This window comes from Brachybacterium sp. NPDC056505, assembly GCF_042794925.1.
In the GTDB taxonomy this organism is placed as follows: Bacteria; Actinomycetota; Actinomycetes; order Actinomycetales; family Dermabacteraceae; genus Brachybacterium; species Brachybacterium kimchii.
Map to the genome: position 1 here is coordinate 50,343 of NZ_JBHTSV010000003.1, position 18,626 is coordinate 68,968.

The 18,626-nt window shown below is 72.4% G+C and carries 13 protein-coding genes; 5 read left to right on the plus strand and 8 right to left on the minus strand.

The genetic code is table 11. The annotated features are described in order from the left end of the window. The first annotated feature begins 63 nt into the window (after nt 1-63). The 3 genes from ACFQ53_RS03170 (at nt 64) to ACFQ53_RS03180 (ending at nt 2,603) form a co-directional block, all read left to right on the plus strand. Nucleotides 64-1,047 carry a GNAT family N-acetyltransferase gene (locus ACFQ53_RS03170; protein ID WP_377855213.1) on the plus strand — a complete coding sequence of 328 codons (984 nt, stop codon included), beginning with the start codon at nt 64-66 and terminating at the stop codon, nt 1,045-1,047. Continuing rightward, the gene (locus ACFQ53_RS03175) at nt 1,048-1,641 is read left to right on the plus strand and encodes a hypothetical protein (RefSeq protein ID WP_377855216.1); all 594 of its coding nucleotides are present in this window, start codon (nt 1,048-1,050) and stop codon (nt 1,639-1,641) included. Nucleotides 1,642-1,787: 146 nt separating this feature from the next. After that, on the plus strand, nt 1,788-2,603 hold the full coding sequence (locus tag ACFQ53_RS03180) for an endonuclease/exonuclease/phosphatase family protein (RefSeq protein WP_377855218.1): 816 nt from the start codon (nt 1,788-1,790) through the stop codon (nt 2,601-2,603). 66 nt (nt 2,604-2,669) lie between these two features. On the opposite strand, the gene ACFQ53_RS03185 is transcribed toward ACFQ53_RS03180, so the two are convergent. From ACFQ53_RS03185 to ACFQ53_RS03215, 7 genes are all read right to left on the minus strand, one after another. After that, nucleotides 2,670-3,503: a GH25 family lysozyme gene (locus ACFQ53_RS03185; protein WP_249480204.1), complete on the minus strand. Its 834-nt coding sequence runs from the start codon at nt 3,501-3,503 to the stop codon at nt 2,670-2,672. A gap of 146 nt (nt 3,504-3,649) precedes the next feature. Then, a complete protein-coding gene (locus ACFQ53_RS03190) occupies nt 3,650-4,306 on the minus strand; it encodes a CPBP family intramembrane glutamic endopeptidase (protein ID WP_377855222.1) in 657 nt (218 codons plus the stop codon). Continuing rightward, on the minus strand, nt 4,243-4,671 hold the full coding sequence (locus tag ACFQ53_RS03195) for a hypothetical protein (RefSeq protein ID WP_377855225.1): 429 nt from the start codon (nt 4,669-4,671) through the stop codon (nt 4,243-4,245). The genes ACFQ53_RS03190 and ACFQ53_RS03195 overlap by 64 nt, the downstream gene beginning before the upstream one ends. 128 nt (nt 4,672-4,799) lie before the next feature. After that, nucleotides 4,800-6,182: a multidrug effflux MFS transporter gene (locus tag ACFQ53_RS03200; protein ID WP_377855228.1), complete on the minus strand. Its 1,383-nt coding sequence runs from the start codon at nt 6,180-6,182 to the stop codon at nt 4,800-4,802. 83 nt (nt 6,183-6,265) lie between these two features. Beyond that, nucleotides 6,266-7,588: an MFS transporter gene (locus ACFQ53_RS03205; protein WP_377855232.1), complete on the minus strand. Its 1,323-nt coding sequence runs from the start codon at nt 7,586-7,588 to the stop codon at nt 6,266-6,268. Next, complete coding sequence (locus ACFQ53_RS03210) at nt 7,585-8,361, minus strand: queuosine precursor transporter (RefSeq protein WP_377855235.1); 777 nt, start codon at nt 8,359-8,361, stop codon at nt 7,585-7,587. Before ACFQ53_RS03210 ends, ACFQ53_RS03205 begins: the two co-directional genes overlap by 4 nt. Before the next feature lie 35 nt (nt 8,362-8,396). Then, on the minus strand, nt 8,397-9,188 hold the full coding sequence (locus tag ACFQ53_RS03215; RefSeq protein ID WP_377855237.1) for a TetR/AcrR family transcriptional regulator: 792 nt from the start codon (nt 9,186-9,188) through the stop codon (nt 8,397-8,399). A 181-nt stretch (nt 9,189-9,369) separates the two neighbouring features. On the opposite strand from ACFQ53_RS03215, the gene ACFQ53_RS03220 reads away from it, so the two are divergent. Together ACFQ53_RS03220 and ACFQ53_RS03225 are read left to right on the plus strand one after the other, a co-directional pair. Then, a complete protein-coding gene (locus ACFQ53_RS03220; RefSeq protein WP_377855240.1) occupies nt 9,370-12,207 on the plus strand; it encodes an MMPL family transporter in 2,838 nt (945 codons plus the stop codon). Beyond that, on the plus strand, nt 12,204-14,921 hold the full coding sequence (locus ACFQ53_RS03225; protein ID WP_377855243.1) for a YhgE/Pip family protein: 2,718 nt from the start codon (nt 12,204-12,206) through the stop codon (nt 14,919-14,921). Before ACFQ53_RS03220 ends, ACFQ53_RS03225 begins: the two co-directional genes overlap by 4 nt. Nucleotides 14,922-14,948: 27 nt before the next feature. On the opposite strand, the gene ACFQ53_RS03230 is transcribed toward ACFQ53_RS03225, so the two are convergent. Next, a complete protein-coding gene (locus tag ACFQ53_RS03230; RefSeq protein ID WP_377855246.1) occupies nt 14,949-18,587 on the minus strand; it encodes an error-prone DNA polymerase in 3,639 nt (1,212 codons plus the stop codon). Between the last annotated feature and the right edge of the window lie 39 nt (nt 18,588-18,626).

Below are 18,626 nucleotides of genomic sequence, written 5' to 3' on the forward strand. Positions count from 1 at the left end.
GATCGGCCCCGAGGAGCACGCGCGGCTCCGGCGGATCCTCGACTCCGAGAACGGAAGGAATCCATGACCGCGACCTCCCGGCCCGCACACCTCACCTGGGACACGCTGCGCCCCGACGACGCCGAGCAGCTGTGCTCGCTGATGAACGACATCGGCGAGGCCGACGACACCGGCGAGATCATCTCCCTCGAGTCGACGCGCGAGTTCCTCGAGACTCCGGGCACGGATCTGGCCCGCGAGTCGATCGCCGTGCGCGAAGGCGACCGACTGGTCGGCTACGGCTGCGTCGACGTCGCGGCGCAGCCCGATCGCGAGGGACGTGCGAGGTGCCGTCTGCCGGGAGGGGTGCATCCTTCCCGCCGGCGCCGGGGGATCGGCGGCCGGATCCTCGATGCCCAGCAGGAGATCGCCGAGCGCCTGGCGGCGTCGGAGCACCCGGGCCGAGCCGGTCACATGCACGTGGGCGGAGGGCTCGAGGGCGCGGACGTGCGCCCGCTCCTGACCGCCCGAGGTTTCGCGCCCGTGCGCTCCTTCCTGGAGATGCTCCGCGAGCTGCCGGGGGAGCAGGCGCCGCCCGCGCCGCCGATCGCGGGCATCGAACTGCGCACCCCCGGTGACGCGGACTCCGAGTCCGTGCACGCCGCGCATGTCGCGGCCTTCGCCGACCACTGGGGATCGGCGCCGTCGTCCCCGGAGCGCTGGGCGCACCTGTGGAGCGCCTCGACCCGTCGCCCCGAGTTCTCCTCGGTCGCGGTGGACGGGTCGGACCGCGTCCTCGCCTATGTGATGACCGATGTGTGGGAGGACCGCCGCCTCTACATCGCGCTGGTCGGCACCCGGCCCGAGGCCCGCGGGCGCGGGATCGGCACCGCCGTGCTCGCCCGCACTCTGGGCCTCGCAGCGGCGTCGGGGGAGTTCGACGAGGTCCAGCTCGAGGTCGACGGCGAGAGCCTCACCGGAGCGACGCGGCTCTATGAGCGACTCGGCTTCGTGAGGGACAAGGAAATCACGCTGTATAGTAAAGATCTGCAGAAAGAGGCTGTATAGATGGCGATCATCCACAGGGCGCAGCTGACGCCCTCGAAGCCCGAGATCCTGCGCGGCCTGCTGGCCTCCCGCGGCTGGCTCGAGGACGGGGACCTCACGGTCCTCGGTGCCTATAGATTCGATGATCCTGCAGGTCAGGTGGGTATCGAGTGTCATCTGGTGCGCACGGGGGAGACGGTCTTCCATCTGCCGCTGACGTATCGCAGCGCACCGATCGAGGACGGCCGCGACGACACCGACGCCGTCGAGGTCGTCACGACCATGGAGCACTCGGTGCTCGGCACGCGCTTCGTCTACGACGCCCTCGACGACGAGGTGGCGCTCGACGCGTTCTGGCGCGCGCTGTGCGACGAGCAGCAGCAGGCGGAGCTCGACGTCTACGACGGCGACCGGCTCGTGGAGCGTCGCGGTCAGTCCGTCGAGCTGCGGCTCGAGATCGACGCGGGCGCGCAGGCGCCGCGCCTCGGACAGCTCGAGGGCGACGGCGCGTCGTTCACGATCGCCCAGAGCATCGGCGGACTCGACGGCGTGGTCCGCCTCGTCGCCGACTGGGGAGAGGGCAGCGGGGTGGTCGCCGCGTACGACGGCGACTGAGCGGCGGCCCGTCCCGGCTCTTCCGCTCTACTTTACATAACGTGCATTATCGGCGTTGCACGGAGTGCTCGCCACGTAGGCTCTTCCTCACGCCCGCGCACCAGAACCCACTGCAGAACCCGCTGACCTCGACGAGGAGACTCCGCATGCTGTTCGGCCCGGCCGACCCGAAGCACCTGCACCTGATGTCCTTCAACATCCGCATGGCGTCCGACGGCACGAGTCCGGGCGACAGCGACCACTGGCCGGACCGCGCGCCGCTCCTGGACGCACTGCTGCGCACCGAGCAGCCGACGCTCCTGGGCATCCAGGAAGGGACCTTCCCGCAGCTGCCCGTCGTCCAGCGCGCGCTGCCCGGCCACCGGATGGTCGGCACCGGGCGCGAGGGCGGCAGCGCCGGAGAGCACGCGGCGATCTTCTTCGATGCCGAGCGCCTGCACCTCGAGGCCTGGGACCAGCTCTGGCTCTCGGACACGCCGCGCCTCGTCGGCTCGCGCACATGGGGCAACCAGGTCACCAGGATCCTCACCTGGGCGCGCTTCCGCGACGCTGTCACAGGAACCGTGTTCGCGCACGTCAACACGCATTTCGACCACGAGGTGGAGCATGCGCGCGTGCGCAGTGCGGGGCTCTTGGCGGGTCTCGTGACGAGCCCGGAGCTCGCCGAGCTGCCGATCCTGGTGACGGGGGACTTCAACTCCCCCGTGCTCTCCCCCGCCTGGCAGGCGCTCGTCGCCCGCGGCCCGCTCGTCGACCTCTGGGAGGCCGCCGACCGTCGGGTCACGCCAGCGTGGGGATCCTTCCCCGACTACGGTCCTCCAGTCGAGGGCGCCGAGCGCATCGACTGGATGCTCGCCTCCCCGGACGTCCATGCGGAGAAGATCGGCATCGGCGCGGTCCCCGCCGGGCGGCCCGCGCCCTCGGACCATGCGCCCCTGCACGCACTGATCCGCCTGGGCTGAGCCTCACGGCGGCCCGGGCGGATCAGGATCGGGCACCCCTCGGGGGCCCGGAGCTGTGATCTCCGGTCAGATCCCGCGCGGCGCGTAGTCCTTGTCGGAGACGAACGAGGTGAACGCGCTCTCCGAGCCCTGGAAGACGCTCGAGTCCCCCGCGAAGGGCGCGGAGTCGGAGAACTGCCACATGTCCCAGTCCCACCAGCGTCCGGGCAGGTTCGTCGGCTTCTTCGAGCTGTAGTACGCGATCTGCATGGGCGTGTGCGCGGGAGCGAAGTCCCCGACGTACTTGTCCCACCAGTTGGCGTTGGTGTAGATCATCGGCCGACGGCCCACGGCGCTCCTGTACGCCGAGATGAAGCCGGAGATCCAGGTCTGCATCTCCTTCTGGCTGAGCCCGAAGTTCGCGGGCACGCCGGAGACGGACTCGAGATCGAGCATTCCGGGCAGCGTCCGACCGTCGGCCGACCAGCCGCCGCCGCCGTTCAGGAAGGCGTCGACCTGCTTCTCCGGACCACCGGAGTCGGGGCGCGCGAAGTGGTAGGCGCCGCGGATGATCCCGGCCTTCGTCGCCGAGCTGTACTGCTGGCTGAAGGTGCTCGAGTGCCAGGTGTTGCCCTCGGTCGCCTTGATGAAGGCGTAGCGCGAGCCCTTGGACATCTGCGCCTTCCAGTCGACGCTGCCCTGGTAGGTGGAGACGTCCTGGCCGGGGATGCCGGCGGGGATCGAGGCGGCGAGCGCCGGTGCGGTCGCGAGTCCGCCGACGGTCAGCGCGGAGACGCCGACCGCTCCCCCGCGCAGCAGGGCGCGGCGGGAGGCGGGGTGCCGGGAGTCGGAGGTCGGGAGGGGACGGGAGGGGCCTGTGGCGCCGGCGGCACGCGCGTGCCGGGGAAGATAGCGGGTCACGGGGATGCTCCTGAGGTGGGGGGAAGTCGCGACTGCGGAGCGAGCCGCGCCCGGTCACCGTAGCGGCCTTGGAGGCGCAGGTCACTCCCCCGGCGCCCGTGTCGCCGGATTCGCCGGAACCTCGGGACGTCGATCCCGGGCCGCCGTCACGCGCCCGTCGCGCGCTGTTCGCCCGCCCGTCCACGCCGTTCACGCCGCGTGCGACGACGCCCGAGCATCGCGAGGATCGCGACCACGAGGAGGTCGAGCCCCAGCATCCCGAGCACCCATGGCCCGCCGGCGCCGCCCGCCGCGGAGCGGTCGATGACGATCCCGCCGTCGCCCACCGTGAGCGCTGCGAAGAGCATGAACACCATGTTGTTGCCCACGTGGAAGGCGATGGAGGCCTCGATGCCTCCCGTGGCGATCGCCAGCAGCGCCCCGCACAGCCCGAAGCCCGTGTAGTAGAGCGCGAGCCAGGGATCGGTGGCGCCGTGGACCAGGCCGAACAGCACGGTCGACAGCGCGGTGCCCAGGATGATCGCCCCCAGCGGGCGATGTCGGATCCAGGAGCCCAGCAGCGGGAGCAGCGTCCCCCGGAACATGATCTCCTCGCCGGCCGCCTGCAGCGGCGTGGTCAGCAGGGTGATGAGCACCAGCGGCAGGGTCGAGGCGCCGACCTGCACGGCGCTCTCGGCGCGCAGGTCGGGGCTCGCGAGCAGGGCGGCGCCCAGGGCGAGGGCCATCACGAGCAGCACGATCACGACGCCGCGCAGCGCCCGCCCCAGGAGAAGGGCCGCGCGACGGCCAGGGCCGCCCGCCACGGCACGCCCGCGATCCAGCGCAGGGCGAGCAGCGAGACGGGGATCAGCAGCGCGAGGCAGAGGTTCGTCAGCAGCATCAGGGACGGGGACAGTCCGCTCCCCGCCGGCGCCGCCCCGTGCAGGGCCATCGTCGCGATCAGCCAGAGGATGCCGGCGGCGATCTGCGAGGAGAACATGATCGCCATGAGCGCGACCAGAACGGCGATCGGCGCCCACCAGCGCGTGCGGACATGCGCCCCGAACGGCCGATCGTGGAGCACCGACGCCCGGGCTTCCGCGTGCGGTGCGGGCGGGGTCGACCCGACGGGCGGGCCGGGCGTCCGGTGCGTCGAGGGAGGAGTCTGCGGGGCATCGGAGGAGGTCATGGCTCCACCCTTGCGGCGCCCTGCCCCCTGCGGCATCCGCCTCTCGGCCAGGGGACGTCGGCCGATCGCGACCGGTGCCGGGGCCCGGCCGCGACTTTCGTCGCACGGTCCCTGGGTCGAGCGGCGACTCAGCTCGTCTGCTCGCGCCCGCTCCCCCGTCCCGCGATCACGAAGCACGTCACGGAGATCAGCGAGCCGATCACCATGACGACCGCCATCGGCAGGGAGGACTCGGTGCCGCCCAGTCCCACGAGGGGCGCGGCGAGGGAGGCGGCGATCGAGAAGCCCAGCCCCAGCATCGCCGAGCCCGTGCCGGCGACCTCGAGGGCGGCGCGGGAGGCGAGCGCGCCGCCGTTGCCGAAGATCATGCCCTGCGGAGCGACGGTGAGGAAGAAGGCCGGCAGCACGATCCATGCGGGCGTGTCGAGGAAGAGGCTGCCGATGAGCAGGGCGAACGACGCGCACACGACCACGCAGAGGCCGATCCGGATCAGCGGGCGCGGATGGATGCTGCGGGTCAGGCGCGCCGAGAGGAAGGACATGGCCATCATCCCCATCGAGTTGATCGCGAAGCTGACCGAGTACGCGGACGAGGAGAAGCCCAGCATGTTCTGCACGACGAAGGACGACGCCGACACGTAGGCCATGAGCGCGAACGCCGAGAACGCGTTGACGAGCATGTAGGCGACGAACTGACGTCGCCGCAGCAGCATCGCGCAGTTGTGGGCGAAGGTGCGCAGGCCTCCGCTGTGGCGCCGCGAGACCGGGAGCGACTCCGGGATCAGCAGCAGCGTCCCCACCAGGGAGAGCAGCGACATCGCGGCGATCACCCAGAACACCTCGCGCCACTGGCCGAAGAGCAGGATGATCCCGCCCAGAAGCGGCGCGACGATCGGGGCGATGCCGCCCACGCCCTGCATGATGTTCATGACCCGGAACAGCTCCGGCCCGTCGGTGAGATCGATGAGCACCGCGCGCCCGAGCACCATGCCGAAGCCGCCGCCGAAGCCCTGGAGCACGCGGAAGGCCAGCAGCACCCCGACGTTCGGGGCGAGGGCGCAGACGATCGACGCCGCCAGGCACAGGGAGATGCCGAGCAGCAGCGGGATCCGCCGCCCCACGCGGTCCGAGAGCGGCCCGGCGATGATCTGCCCGCTCGCGGTGCCCAGGAAGAAGGCGGTGATCGTCAGCTGCATCCGCGAGGCCGTCGTCCCCAGGTCGCCTGTGACCTCGGGGAAGGCGGGGATGTACATGTCGGTCGCGAGGGGGCCGATGGCGCTGAGCGTGGTGAGCACGAGGATCACGAGCGCGGTGATGCGGCCGCGTGTCCCTGCGAGCTCCTCGGAGCTGGGCAGGTGGGCGAGCTCGCGGTCCGCCGCGTCCTCGAGGACGGGGATGCCGGACGTGATGGTGGGGACCGCGCCGGTGATGGTCGGCACGTCGCCGGTGAGCGTGGGCAGGCCGCCGGTGGCGGTGCACGTGTATTCGGGGTCGCCGGGGCGCGAGGACACGGAGGGCCTTTCGAAGGGCATGCGGAGACGGGGAGGGGAAGGAGTCTGCGACCGCTCATCCCACGTGGGAGTGTCCGAGAAGCCTAGTCGCGCCGTTCCCCGCGCGCACCCTCCGTGCGGCGCCGTCTCATCGCTCGAGCACCGAGCAGCGCGGCGAGGGCTGCGATCGCCGCATACAGGGTCCCGAGCCCCGCCGCCGCGAGCCATCCGCTGTGCTCGTAGCCGACGGAGCCCAGCGCCGATCCGGCCGTCGCCCCCACGTAGTAGGCGGTGAGATAGAGGGCCGACGCGGTCGAGCGGGACGAGGCCGGGGCGAGGCGGGCGACCGTCGCCGAGGCGCTCGAGTGGCCGAGGAAGAACAGTGCCGTCATCAGGCCGAGGCCGACGACGACCCACAGCAGCTGGGAGGGCAGGGCGATCCAGTAGCCGGCGGCCACCGCGACCGCGGTGAGCAGCAGGGCGGGCACCAGCCCGATCCGGCCGACGATCCCGCCGGCCCGGGCCGAGGTGAGCGTCCCGAGCAGGTAGAGCAGGAACACGGCGTTCGCCGCGGCGGGGCCCAGCCCGAGCTCGGGCCCCTGGAGCCGGAAGCCGACGACGGTGTACGCGCTGTTGAACGCCGCCATCAGCGCGGCCCCGATCACGCACGCCGCGAGCACCCCGGGGATCGACAGCGACTCCCGGGCGGCGCGGAGCGTGCGGGCGACGGCCCGCTCCCCCGTCGCCTGCTCCCCTGCTGCCTGCTCCCCCGTCGCCGGCCGCCCCCGCGACCCGGCCGACGTCGAGCCCGCGCCCGCCGCCGCCCCGCGGGGACGCAGCAGCGCGACGCCCAGCCCGCACGCGAGGCACAGCACGGCCATCACGCCCATCGCCCAGCGCCAGGACGCGAACTCGGCGACGGCGCCGGGGATCAGACGCGAGCAGAGCCCGCCCACGGTGTTGCCGGCGAGGTAGATGCCGGTCGCGGCGGTGATGGCCTCGGGAGCGATCCTCTCGCCGATCAGGGCGAGCGCGCTCGCCGGCACCAGGGACACGGCGACGCCCTGCAGGAGCCGCGCCGCCACCAGCGACCAGAGCGAGGGCATGAGCGCGCAGGCCAGGCCGATCACGCCGGAGAGGACGAGGAACACGAGCATGCGGTGGAACAGCCCGCGGCGCAGGCCGACGGTGCTCAGCGGGATCATCCCGAGCGCCATGCCGAGCGTCGTCGCGGCGACGCTCCAGCCGGTCGCCGCCTCCCCCGCGCCGAAGCCCGCGCCGATCTGCGGCAGCAGGCCCTGCGTGTCGTACATGACGAGGAAGACCGCGAAGCCCGCGAGGAACACGGCGCCCACCACGCGGCGGTAGCCGGGCGAGCCCTGCGGATACGGGGCGGACGGGACGGGAGCGGTGTCGGCCGAGGTCATGAGGCGGCTGCCAGCGCCGCCTGGTAGGTCGGGTCCACGCGCTTGAGGAAGCGGATGACCGCGGCGGTGATCGGGATGACCGCGTACTGCACGGCCACCTTGTAGACGAAGCCCAGCACCGTGTACTCGGCCCAGTCGCCCACGCTCGTGATGCCGATCGCGGCGGCCGCGATCGTGCAGAAGAGGATGGTGTCCACGAGCTCGCCGGCGCCGCTCGCGGAGAACAGGCGGCCGATGAGACCCCGCTCCCCCGCTCGTCGCTTCATGCGGCTCATGATCAGGGAGTTCACGCTCTGCCCGGCGGCGAAGCCCACGAGGCCCGCGAGGACCACGATCCACACCGGGCCGAGCGCCATCTCGATGGCCTCCTGCTTGGCCAGCCCGTAGTCGTCGGGGAACGGGGGCAGGGCGATGATCACCTGGTAGCAGATCGCGGCGAGGATGTTCACGACGAAGCCCATGATGATCGCGCGCCGCGCCGCGCGCACCCCGTAGAGCTCCGTGATGATGTCCCCGACGATGTACGCCAGGGGGAAGAGGAAGAAGCCGCCGTCGGTGATGATGTCGAAGCCGATGCCCGGGATCGTCCCGAAGAAGACGCCCTTGGCGGCGCCGATGCCCGAGAGGATCACCACCGCGCACATGATCATGGCGAGGATGTCGTAGTGCGAGGAGCCCCGGTCGGCGTAGGCCACGCCGGCCGGGCGTCCAGACCGCTCGGGGCGCTGCGGGGTCTGCGCGCTCTCGGCGCGCGGGGTCGGGGCGGTGCTCATGCGGTCCCTCCGGGGGTCGGTGCGGGGCCGACGGATCAGTCGGCCGTCCGGCATTCTCCCCCGTCGGCGCCCCCGGCGCAGACAGCGCCCGCCATGCCCTCCTCGCCCGGCTGCAGGAACGCGCGCAGCGTGCCCAGGATCGTCGTCGATGCGAGGGCGGAGACGTCCTCGCCCTCGAGCTGCTCGCGTGTGATGAGGTCGATGAACACGCCGATCAGCAGCTGGGCGAGGTCCTCGAAGCCCAGCCCCTCGCGCGGGCCGACGCCGGGGGCGGTCGAGGCGAGGACCCCGGCGACCGTCGAGCGCAGCAGGCGGCGCTGGGAGACCAGCTCGTCGCGATCGGCCTGGGAGCGCAGGGAGTGGGTGACGGCCTCGGTGTGCAGCAGGCACCACTGCCGGCCGAAGGGGCGCATCGCCTCGAACAGGTCGAGCATGAGCGCGGCCTCCTCGGTGCGCGCGCCCTCGTCGGCCCCGTCGCCGGAGGAGGCGCCGGGGACCACGGATCCGAGCGGGCCGTGCGCGGCGCGCGCCTCGTCCACGCGCTCGTGCATGATCTGGATCACCTGCTGGGTCGCGAGCGCGAAGGCCGCCCGGAACACCTCGTCCTTGCTCGAGAAGTTCGAGTAGAACGCCCCGCGCGTGAATCCCGCGGCGCGCACGAGGTCGTCGATCGTCGCCCCGTCCAGGCCCTTCTCCGCGAACACCTGCACGGAGGCGCGCACCAGCCGCGACCGGGTGTTCTCCTTGCGGCGGGTCTCGTCCCCGGCGGGCACGTTCCCCAGGAGGTCCGGCACGGGGTCGACCACTTCCGGATGTCCAGCTTCCATGAGTAGCATCCTACCGATACATTCGTGTATCGAGCGGACTCTCTGCGCACCTCACGGTCGCCGCCCGTCGGCCCAGCCCATCGACACCGCCCGTCGACACCGTCCGTCGACATTCTCCGCCGGCCCGATCCGTCGGCCCCGCCCATCCTCTCCCCGCCGCCGAACGTCAGGAGATCCCTCCGTGTCCTCCACCCTGTACCGCCTCGGACGCGCGATGGCCCATGCCCGCTGGAAGGCCGTGGGCGTCTGGGCCCTGCTGCTGGTGGTCCTCGGCGGGCTCGCCATCGGCCTCGGCGGCTCCTTCTCGAGCCAGTTCGAGATCCCCGGCACCCAGGGCCAGGAGGGGCTCGACGAGCTCGCCTACCGCTTCCCGCAGATGAGCGGCACGAGCGGCCAGCTCGTGTTCCTCAGCGAGGACGGGAGGAGCATCGACGACCACGAGGCGCAGATCGACCGGGTCATGGACAAGGCGGCCGACGTCGACGGGGTCGAGGCGGCCCCCTCCCCCTTCGACGAGAACAGCCCCGGCACCCGCAACGACGGCGACACCGCGATCATCGGCACCGTGCAGCTCTCGGGCAGTCCCGGAGGCTTCGCCGACGGCGCCCTGGAGAAGCTCCAGACGATCTCCGACGACGGGAACTCCGGCGGTCTGCGCGTCGAGCTCGGCGGACAGATCCTGCAGAGCTCGGACATCCCGATGGGCTCGAGCGAGATCATCGGCCTGCTCGCCGCGCTCATCATCCTCGCGGTGACCTTCCGCTCCGTGGTGCCCGCCTTCGTGCCCATCGTGAGCGCCGTGGTGGGCGTCGGGGTCTCGATGCTCGCGGTGATGGCGCTCTCGGCCGGGATGGAGATCCCCTCGGTCACCATCTCGCTCGGCGCGATGCTGGGCCTGGCGGTGGGCATCGACTACGCCCTGTTCATCCTCTCCCGTCACCGCGGGCAGCTGAAACGCGGCATGGACGTCGTCGAATCGATCGGCGAGGCGATCGCGACCTCCGGCAGCGCCGTGATCTTCGCGGGCCTCACCGTGGTCATCGCGCTCGTCGGGCTCTTCGTCACCCGCATCCCCTTCCTCACCATCATGGGCATCGCGGCGGCGGCGACCGTCGCGCTCTCCGTGGTCGTGGCCCTCACCCTGCTGCCGGCGATCATGGGCTTGCTGGGCGAGAACCTGCGCCCCCGCCGCGTGCGTCGCCTGATGGCCGAGAACGGCGGCGCGCTGCCGGAGCCCGAGGAGGGTGAGGAGGGCGAGGGCAAGGGCTCCGCCTCGAAGCGCGCCGGCGGCAGCCGCTGGGTCCGCATCGTCACCAAGGTCCCGGCGCTCACGATCATCCTGGTGATCCTCGTGGTCGGCTCCCTCGCGATCCCGATCAAGGATCTGCGCCTGGGCCTCCCTGACCTGGGCACGGAGAAGCCCGACACCCAGGCCCGACGGACCTACGACCTGGTCGCGGACGAGTTCGGCGCCGGCTACAACGGCCCGCTGCTGGTCACCGCCGACATCATCAACTCCGACGACCCCCTCGGGGTCGTCGACGACCTCAAGAAGCGCATCGGCGACCTGCCGGACGTCGAGGAGATCCAGCTCGCGACCCCGAACGAGGGCGCGGACATGGCCGTGGTCGTCGTGATACCCGAGGGCTCCCAGACCGACGAGTCGACCTCCGACCTCGTGCGGACCCTGCGCTCCGACTCCTCGACCTGGGAGAAGGACCTGGACATCTCCGACGTCCGCGTCACCGGGCAGACGGCCGTCGCGATCGACATCACCGACCGCCTCTCCGAGGCGCTGCTGCCGTTTGCGGTGTTCGTCGTGGGGCTCTCCCTGATCCTTCTGATGGTCGTCTTCCGCTCGATCTGGGTGCCGATCAAGGCCTCGCTCGGCTACCTGCTGAGCGTCGGCGCGGCCTTCGGCGTCGTCTCGATGGTCTTCGAGTACGGATGGGGCAACGAGGCGCTCGACATCCACGTGGTGGGCCCGGTGATCGCGTTCATGCCGATCATGTGCATGGGCGTCCTGTTCGGGCTCGCCATGGACTACGAGGTCTTCCTCGTCTCCCGCATGCGCGAGGAGTACGTGCGCACGGGCGACGCCCACGGGGCGATCGAGCGGGGCTTCTCCGCGAGCGCACCCGTGGTCATCGCCGCGGCCCTCATCATGTTCTCCGTCTTCGCGTCCTTCGTCCCCGGCGGCGCGTACATGCTGCAGCCGATCGCGGTCGCGCTCGCCGTCGGCGTGCTCGTGGACGCCTTCGTGGTGCGCATGACGCTCGTGCCCGCCGTGCTCGCCCTGCTGGGCCGCTACGCCTGGTGGCTGCCGAAATGGCTGGAGCGCCTGCTGCCCGTGGTCGACACCGAGGGCGAGGGCCTGGGCGCGGTGCTCGAGCACCGGCGCTGGACCGAGGAGCACGGCGACATGGCGCTGCGCATGGAGGACACGATCGTCCCGCTCGTCGGCGAGCCCGGGGTGCTCGGCCCGCTCACCGGAGCGGTCGACCCCGGTGCGCTGCTGGTGGCCCGCAGCGCGGACGACGCCGCCCGCGAGACCTTCCTCGACCTCGTCTCCGGGCGCATCGCGCCGACCTCGGGCGTCTTCGCCGTGCACGATCGCCTCTCCCCCGCGGACACCGGCGCGATCCAGGCGCGCGTGCACCGCATCGGCCCCGGCGAGGACGTCGCCGGGCGGATCGCGCAGATCAGCCCGCGCCGCGCCGCGCGGGAGATAGTGGTCATCGACCTCGTCACCGACCTCGCCCACGCGAGCGTGATCACCCAGGGGCGCGCGGTGCGCACGCTCGAGGAGCTCATGCGCCAGGGCATCGCCGTGGTCACGGGATCCCGCGTGGACCTGGGCCTCGAGACCTCCCAGCCCGAGCAGACCGTCGTCGACGCCCTCGAGGACCCCTCCCGGCACGTCGCCCTGCGCGTGCACCGCAGCGCCTCCCGCGCCTCCGTCTCCGCCACGTCCTCGCATTCCGATTCCACCCCCGTCGTGGAAGGAGCCCACGCATGAGAACGCTCTCCCGCCACATCCCCTCCCTGGTCATCGTCCTGCTGCTGCCCCTGCTGGTCGCCGGCATCGGCATGTGGGCCCTGACCGGCCGCGTGGACAACATCGACCGGGTGCCGGCCGCCGTGGTGAACCTCGACGAGGGCGCCACCATGAAGGTCGACGGCAAGGACCAGGAGGTGCCGCTCGGCCGCACTCTCGCGGGCGCCCTCACCCAGCCCTCGACCGCGAAGGACTCGGATCAGCAGACCGGCTTCGACTGGCAGCTGACCTCGCAGGACGACGCGAAGGACGGACTGAAGGACGGCTCCTACTCGGCGATCATCGTGATCCCGAAGGACTTCTCGAAGAACCTCGCCTCGATCGGCTCGACGGACGCGGCGAAGGCGCAGGTCCAGGTGCTCACCGACGACTCCTCCGGGATGCTCGACGGACTCATCGGGAACGCGGTCGCCACGGCCGCCTCGCAGTCGATGGGAAGCCAGTTCACCGAGCAGTACCTCGATCAGCTGTACGTCGGCTTCAACGACATGCACGACAACTTCAAGGACGTGGCCGACAGTTCGGCGGACCTCTCCGACGGCGCCGACCAGCTTGATGACGGCGTGAAGAAGTCCGCCGACGGCACCCACGACCTCGCCGACGGCGCGGGCGACCTCTCGGACGGCTCCCAGGAGCTCGCCGACTCCACGCCCGAGCTCGCCGAGGGCGCGCACGGCGTCGCCGACGGCAACAAGAGCCTCGCGACGGGACTCGGCACCCTCGCCGACGGCACGGACTCGCTGTCGAGCGGCACGAGCGATCTGGCCGACGGCCTCGACGACCTCTCGGACGGGGCCGACGGGCTCGCGGACGGCACGAAGAAGCTCTCCGGCGGCCTCGACGACCTCTCCGACGGCTCCCGGGGCGTGGCCGACGGCGTGGGCGCCCTGAAGACCGGACTGCGCGGCGACGGCACGAAGAAGAACCCCGGCCTGGTCCCCGCGGCCGACGCGATCACCCAGGGCATCGCCGGCGACGGCACGAAGGAGAACCCCGGCCTCGCCGAGGGCGCGAAGCAGCTCGCGGACGGCGCCGAGCAGGTGGGCGACGGCGCGGACAAGGCCTGGAACGGGGACGGCACGGAGCAGAACCCCGGCCTGAAGGACGCGGGCGACGGACTGAGCGAGGGATCGGCGGGCGTCTCCGAAGGCGTCACGGCGATAGACACGGTCGTCAAGGGCACGGAGGCGGACCCCGAGCAGAGCCTGGATCAGGTCTCGAAGGGCGTGCAGAAGTACTGCGTCGATCAGGTCGACGCGGAGAAGTGCGCCACCGCGTCCGCGGCGCTGCAGAAGCAGACCGAAGGACTCGACACGGCTCTGGCCGGCGATGGCACGACCGATCTGAAGTCGGCGGCACAGCAGACCTCCGACGGCATCGACCAGTACACCTCGGGCGTCTCCCAGGTCTTCGAGGGCGACGGCACCGCGAAGAACCCGGGTCTGTCGGCGGGCGCGAAGCAGGTCGCGGAGGGTGCGGACACCTTCAGCACCCAGGTGCCCGATCTCGTCGACGGACTCCAGGAGTTCGACAAGGGCCTGCACGGCTTCGCCGGCGGCGTCGACGACCTCTCCGACGGTGCGACCAAGGTCGCCGACGGCACGGCGTCGAGCGCCGGGGGCGCGTCGGACCTCTCCGACGGCGCCACGAAGCTCGCCGACGGCACCGGCAAGAGCGCGAAGGGCGCGCATTCCCTCGCGGACGGCGCCTCGGACCTCTCCGACGGCGCGCGCTCGAGCGCGGACGGCGCGGACACCCTCGCGGACGGCTCCTCGAAGCTCGCCGACGGCACCGACCAGCTGGTCACCGGCACCCAGGGCCTCGCCGACGGCGCCTCCGGGCTGGCCGACGGCACCGAGAAGCTCGCCGACGGCAACGACAAGCTCGCCGACGGCGCGGACCAGCTCTCCGACGGCACCGGGAAGCTCTCCGACGGCCTCGCGAAGGGCGCCGACCAGATCCCGAGCTACACCAAGGGCGAGCGCGAGAAGATGTCGACGATGGGCGCCCAGCCGATCTCGACGTTCTCCTCGCGCGCGAACGAGGCCTCGGGCGCGGCCACCGCGACCTTCCCGTTCGTGGTGGCGCTGGCCCTGTGGCTGGGCGCCTTCGGCGCCTTTCTGCTGATGCCCGCGCTCTCCAAGCGCCTCCTGGACGGCGCGGTGCCGATGTGGAAGGTCGTGCTGCGCTCGCTCGTGCCCGGCCTGCTGCTGGCGGTCGTGCAGACCGTCGCGGTGCTCGCGGTGATCACGGCGATCGGGATCTCCCCGGTCTCGCCGCTCGCGGTGGGGCTCGTGTGCCTGGCGGGGGCGGTGATGTTCGCGGCCTTCCACCAGGCGCTGCTGGCCCTGCTCGGGGACCGGATCGGCAGGATCCTCTCGATCGTGCTGATGGTGCTGCAGGTGGTGGTGCTCGTGGGCATCCTGCCGCTGCAGACGGCCCCGGAGCTGCTGCAGTCGGTGAGCGGGCTGATGCCGATCACGATCGTCAGCCGCGGCCTCGTGCACGCCTCGCTCGGTGGATCCCTCACCTCGACGACGGCGACGCTGCTCGCGATCGCCGCCTGGTTCGTGGTCTCGGTGCTCGTCACCCTGATCGCCTCCCGGAACGCGCGCACGGTGAAGCCCGCGAAACCGCCGAAGCACGCGCGCGGAGGCGCCCACGCGGCGGCCTGAGCCCGTCGGTCCCGGGGCCTCCCGCTCTCAGTGGAAGTCCCGGGACCTCCCGGCGCCGGCGAGCTCGAGCACCTCGACCCCGTCGGCCACGAGGTTCACCGCCCCGGTGAGGTTCTCGACGATCCCGCGGATCACCACCGAGCGCGAGGTGCGCAGCACCGCCCGGTGCCGTGACCAGAACCCCTTCGAGCAGACCACGTTGAGGATCCCGGTCTCGTCCTCGAGGCTGAGGAAGGTGATGCCGCTGGCCGTCGCGGGCCGCTGGCGGTGCGTGATCACCCCGCCCACGCGGATGCGCGTGGAGTCCTCGGCCTCGCGCGCCCCGCGGATGGAGAGCACGCCCGCCTCCTCCATCTCCTCGCGCACGAGCACCATCGGGTGGTCGGCGAGCGTGATGCCCGTGGCCCAGGAGTCGGCGGCGGCGAGCTCGGCGTCGCTGAGCCCGGGCAGCATCGGCGCGTCGGCCCCGATGGCCAGGTGCGGCAGCACGTCGGGCGACTCCTGCGCCGCAGCGCCCGCGGCCCACAGGGCCTGCCGGCGCGAGGACGCGAGGGCGTCGAGCGCCCCGGCGGTCGCGAGCGCCTCGAGCTGACGGGCGCTGAGGCGCACCCGCCGCGCGAGGTCGCTGATGGAGGCGAAGGGCCCCTCCTTCTCGCGGGCGCTCACGATCTCCTCGGCCTTGTCCTCCCCGATCCCGCGCACCTGCGCCAGCCCCAGCCGGATCACCGGCCCCCGTCGCGCCGCCTCTCCCGTGACCTGCGGTCGCGCGGCGCGCAGGGCGTCCTTCTCCGGATCCGTCCAGCCCTCCGGGCCCCGGTGCCGCGCGGCCGGGCCCAGCACGTCCTCGTTGCCGGGCAGCGTGTACGCGCGATGGCCCGTCCCGTCCCCTGCGCCTCCCGTGTCCCCCGTGCCCCCCGCGTCGGTCTCGAGCCCGGTCTGCACCTCGGAGACGGTGACGTCGACCCCGCGGGTGAGGACGCCGTGGCGGCGGGCGTCGGCCACGAGCGACTGCGGGGAGTAGAAGCCCATCGGCTGGGAGCGCAGCAGCGCCGCGGTGAACGCGGCCGGGTAGTGGCACTTGAGGTAGGCGCTCGCGTACACGATGTAGGCGAAGGAGTAGGCGTGCGACTCGGGGAAGCCGTAGTTCGCGAAGGCGAGCAGCTTGCGCTGGATCGCCTCGGCGTCCTCCCCCGTGATCCCGTGGCGCGCCATGCCCGCGAACAGCTGGTCCGAGAGCGCGAGCATCTTCTCCGTGGACCGTTTGGAGCCCATGGCGCGGCGCAGCTGGTCCGCGAGCGCCGGGGTGAAGTCGGCGACGTCGACCGCCATCTGCATGAGCTGCTCCTGGAACAGCGGCACCCCGTAGGTGCGGCCCAGGGACTTCTCGAGCAGCGGATGCAGGTAGGTGGTCTCCTCCTCCCCCGTCCGACGGCGGATGTAGGGGTGCACGGAGCCGCCCTGGATCGGGCCGGGACGGATCAGCGCGACCTCGACCACGAGGTCGTAGAAGCACACGGGACGCAGCCGCGGCAGGGTCGCGATCTGCGCGCGGGACTCGACCTGGAAGACGCCCACGCTGTCGCCCGCGCACAGCATGTCGTAGACCGCCGGGTCCTCCTGCGGGAGGGTGCGCAGGCCGTGGTGCTCCCCGTGGTGCTCGGCCACGAGGCGCAGGCAGTGGTCGATCGCGGTGAGCATCCCGAGGCCCAGCAGGTCGAACTTCACCAGGCCCGCGTCGGCGCAGTCGTCCTTGTCCCACTGCAGCACGCTGCGGTCCTCCATCGCCGCCCACTGCACGGGGCAGATCTCGATCACGGGGCGGTCGGCGAGCACCATGCCGCCGGAGTGGATGCCCAGGTGGCGCGGCGCGTCGCGCAGACGGTGGGCGAGCTCGACGACGTCGGCGGGGATGTCGGCATCCGCGAGGGAGCGGAAGGAGCGCTCGATCCGCTTAGACCACGCGTCCTGCGTGCCGACGTCGTAGCCCAGCGCCCGCGCCGCATCGCGCACCGCGAGCTTCGCCCGATAGCTGATGACGTTGGCGACCTGGGCGGCGCACTCGCGGCCGTAGCGCTCGTAGACGTGCTGGATGACCTCCTCGCGGCGGTCGGAGGCGATGTCGAGATCGATGTCCGGTGGCCCGTCCCGCTCGGGCGCGAGGAAGCGCTCGAAGAGCAGGTGATGGCCGACGGGCTCGACGGCCGTGATCCCGAGCGCGTAGCAGACGGCGCTGTTGGCGGCCGACCCCCGGCCCTGGCACAGGATCTCCTCCTTCTCGCAGAAGGCGACGATCTCGCGGACGATGAGGAAGTAGCCGGGGAAGTGCAGGCCGGAGATGACCTGCAGCTCCCGGTCGATCTGCGCCCATGCCCCGGGGACCTGCTCCTCGTCGGCCGGCGCATCGGACCTGTCCGTCCCGTCGGCCCCGTCGGACCCGGAAGCCCCGCCCTTCCTGCCCGACCCGGGCCGCGGGCCGTAGCGCTCGCGCCCGCCCTGCTCGACGAGCTCGCGCAGCCAGCTGTCCTCGGTGTGCCCCGCGGGCACGGGGAAGGGCGGCAGGTCGGGGGCGAGCAGCTGCAGGTCCAGCGCGCACTCCTCGGCCATCCGCGCCGCGGCCGCGACCGCGTCGGGATGGCGCGGGAGCAGCTGCGCCATCTCCTCGCCGCTGCGCAGGTGGCCGGGCCTCGAGGGCAGGTGCGGATCGGCCTCGGCGAGGGACGTGCCCGCGCGCAGGGCGGCGTGGACGTCCACGAGGCGCGTGTCCGCGGGGCGGGCGCAGTGCGCGTTCGTGGTCGCCACGAGCGGCAGGGTGAGCTCGTCCAGACCTGTCTCCTCGCGCACGAGGCGCGCGCCCTGGGCGAGGGCGTCGTGGATCTCGTCGTCGAGCTCGTCCCCGCCGACCATGAGCTCGACGGCGACGTTCCCGTGCCCGTACAGCTCGAGCAGCCGGGCGATCTCGCGCTGCGCCGCGCGGGCCGCGCCCTCGCGGTCGCCGTCGGCCACGAGCGGGCGCACCGCCCGCAGCACCGCTCCCTTGCGGCAGCCGGTGAGCACGAGCCAGTGCCCCTCGCGGGCGATCCGGGAGAGCTCGGCGAGGCGGTAGCGGGGCGTGGCCTTCCGCCTGCTGTCGAGGTGGGCGCGCGCGATCGCGGCCGACAGCGCGCGGTACCCCTGCTCGTCGCGCACCAGGACCAGCAGGTGCTCGCCCTCCGGGTCGGGGACGCCGGTGCGCTCGGGCGAGAGCACGGGGGTGCTGCTCGCATGCTCGCTGCCGGGCTCGCTGCCCAGGGTGAGCTCGGCGCCGAGCACGGTCGCGAGGCCCGCCTCGCGCGCGGCGCGCGAGAAGCGGACCGCGCCGGGCAGGCCGTCGTGGTCCACGAGGGCGAGCGCGCGCAGCCCCAGCCGCGCGGCCTCGGCGACCATGTCCTCGGGGCTCGAGGCGCCGTCGAGGAAGCTGAAGTGCGAGTGCGCGTGCAGCTCGGCATAGGCGATGTCGGTGCCGGGGCGCCCGTCGGACGACGGGGCCGACGGGCCGGGCTCCCCCTCCCCCGGTTCCCCCGCCGGCGCATGCTGCGGGGGCAGTGCGCGCTCGGACGGCACGGGGCGGTCCGAGAGCAGAGCCTCGAGATCGTTCCAGGAGGGCGGGCCCAGGAACCAGCGGCTCATCGGGGCTCCTCCGCCACGGATCCCCTCGTCATGGATCCC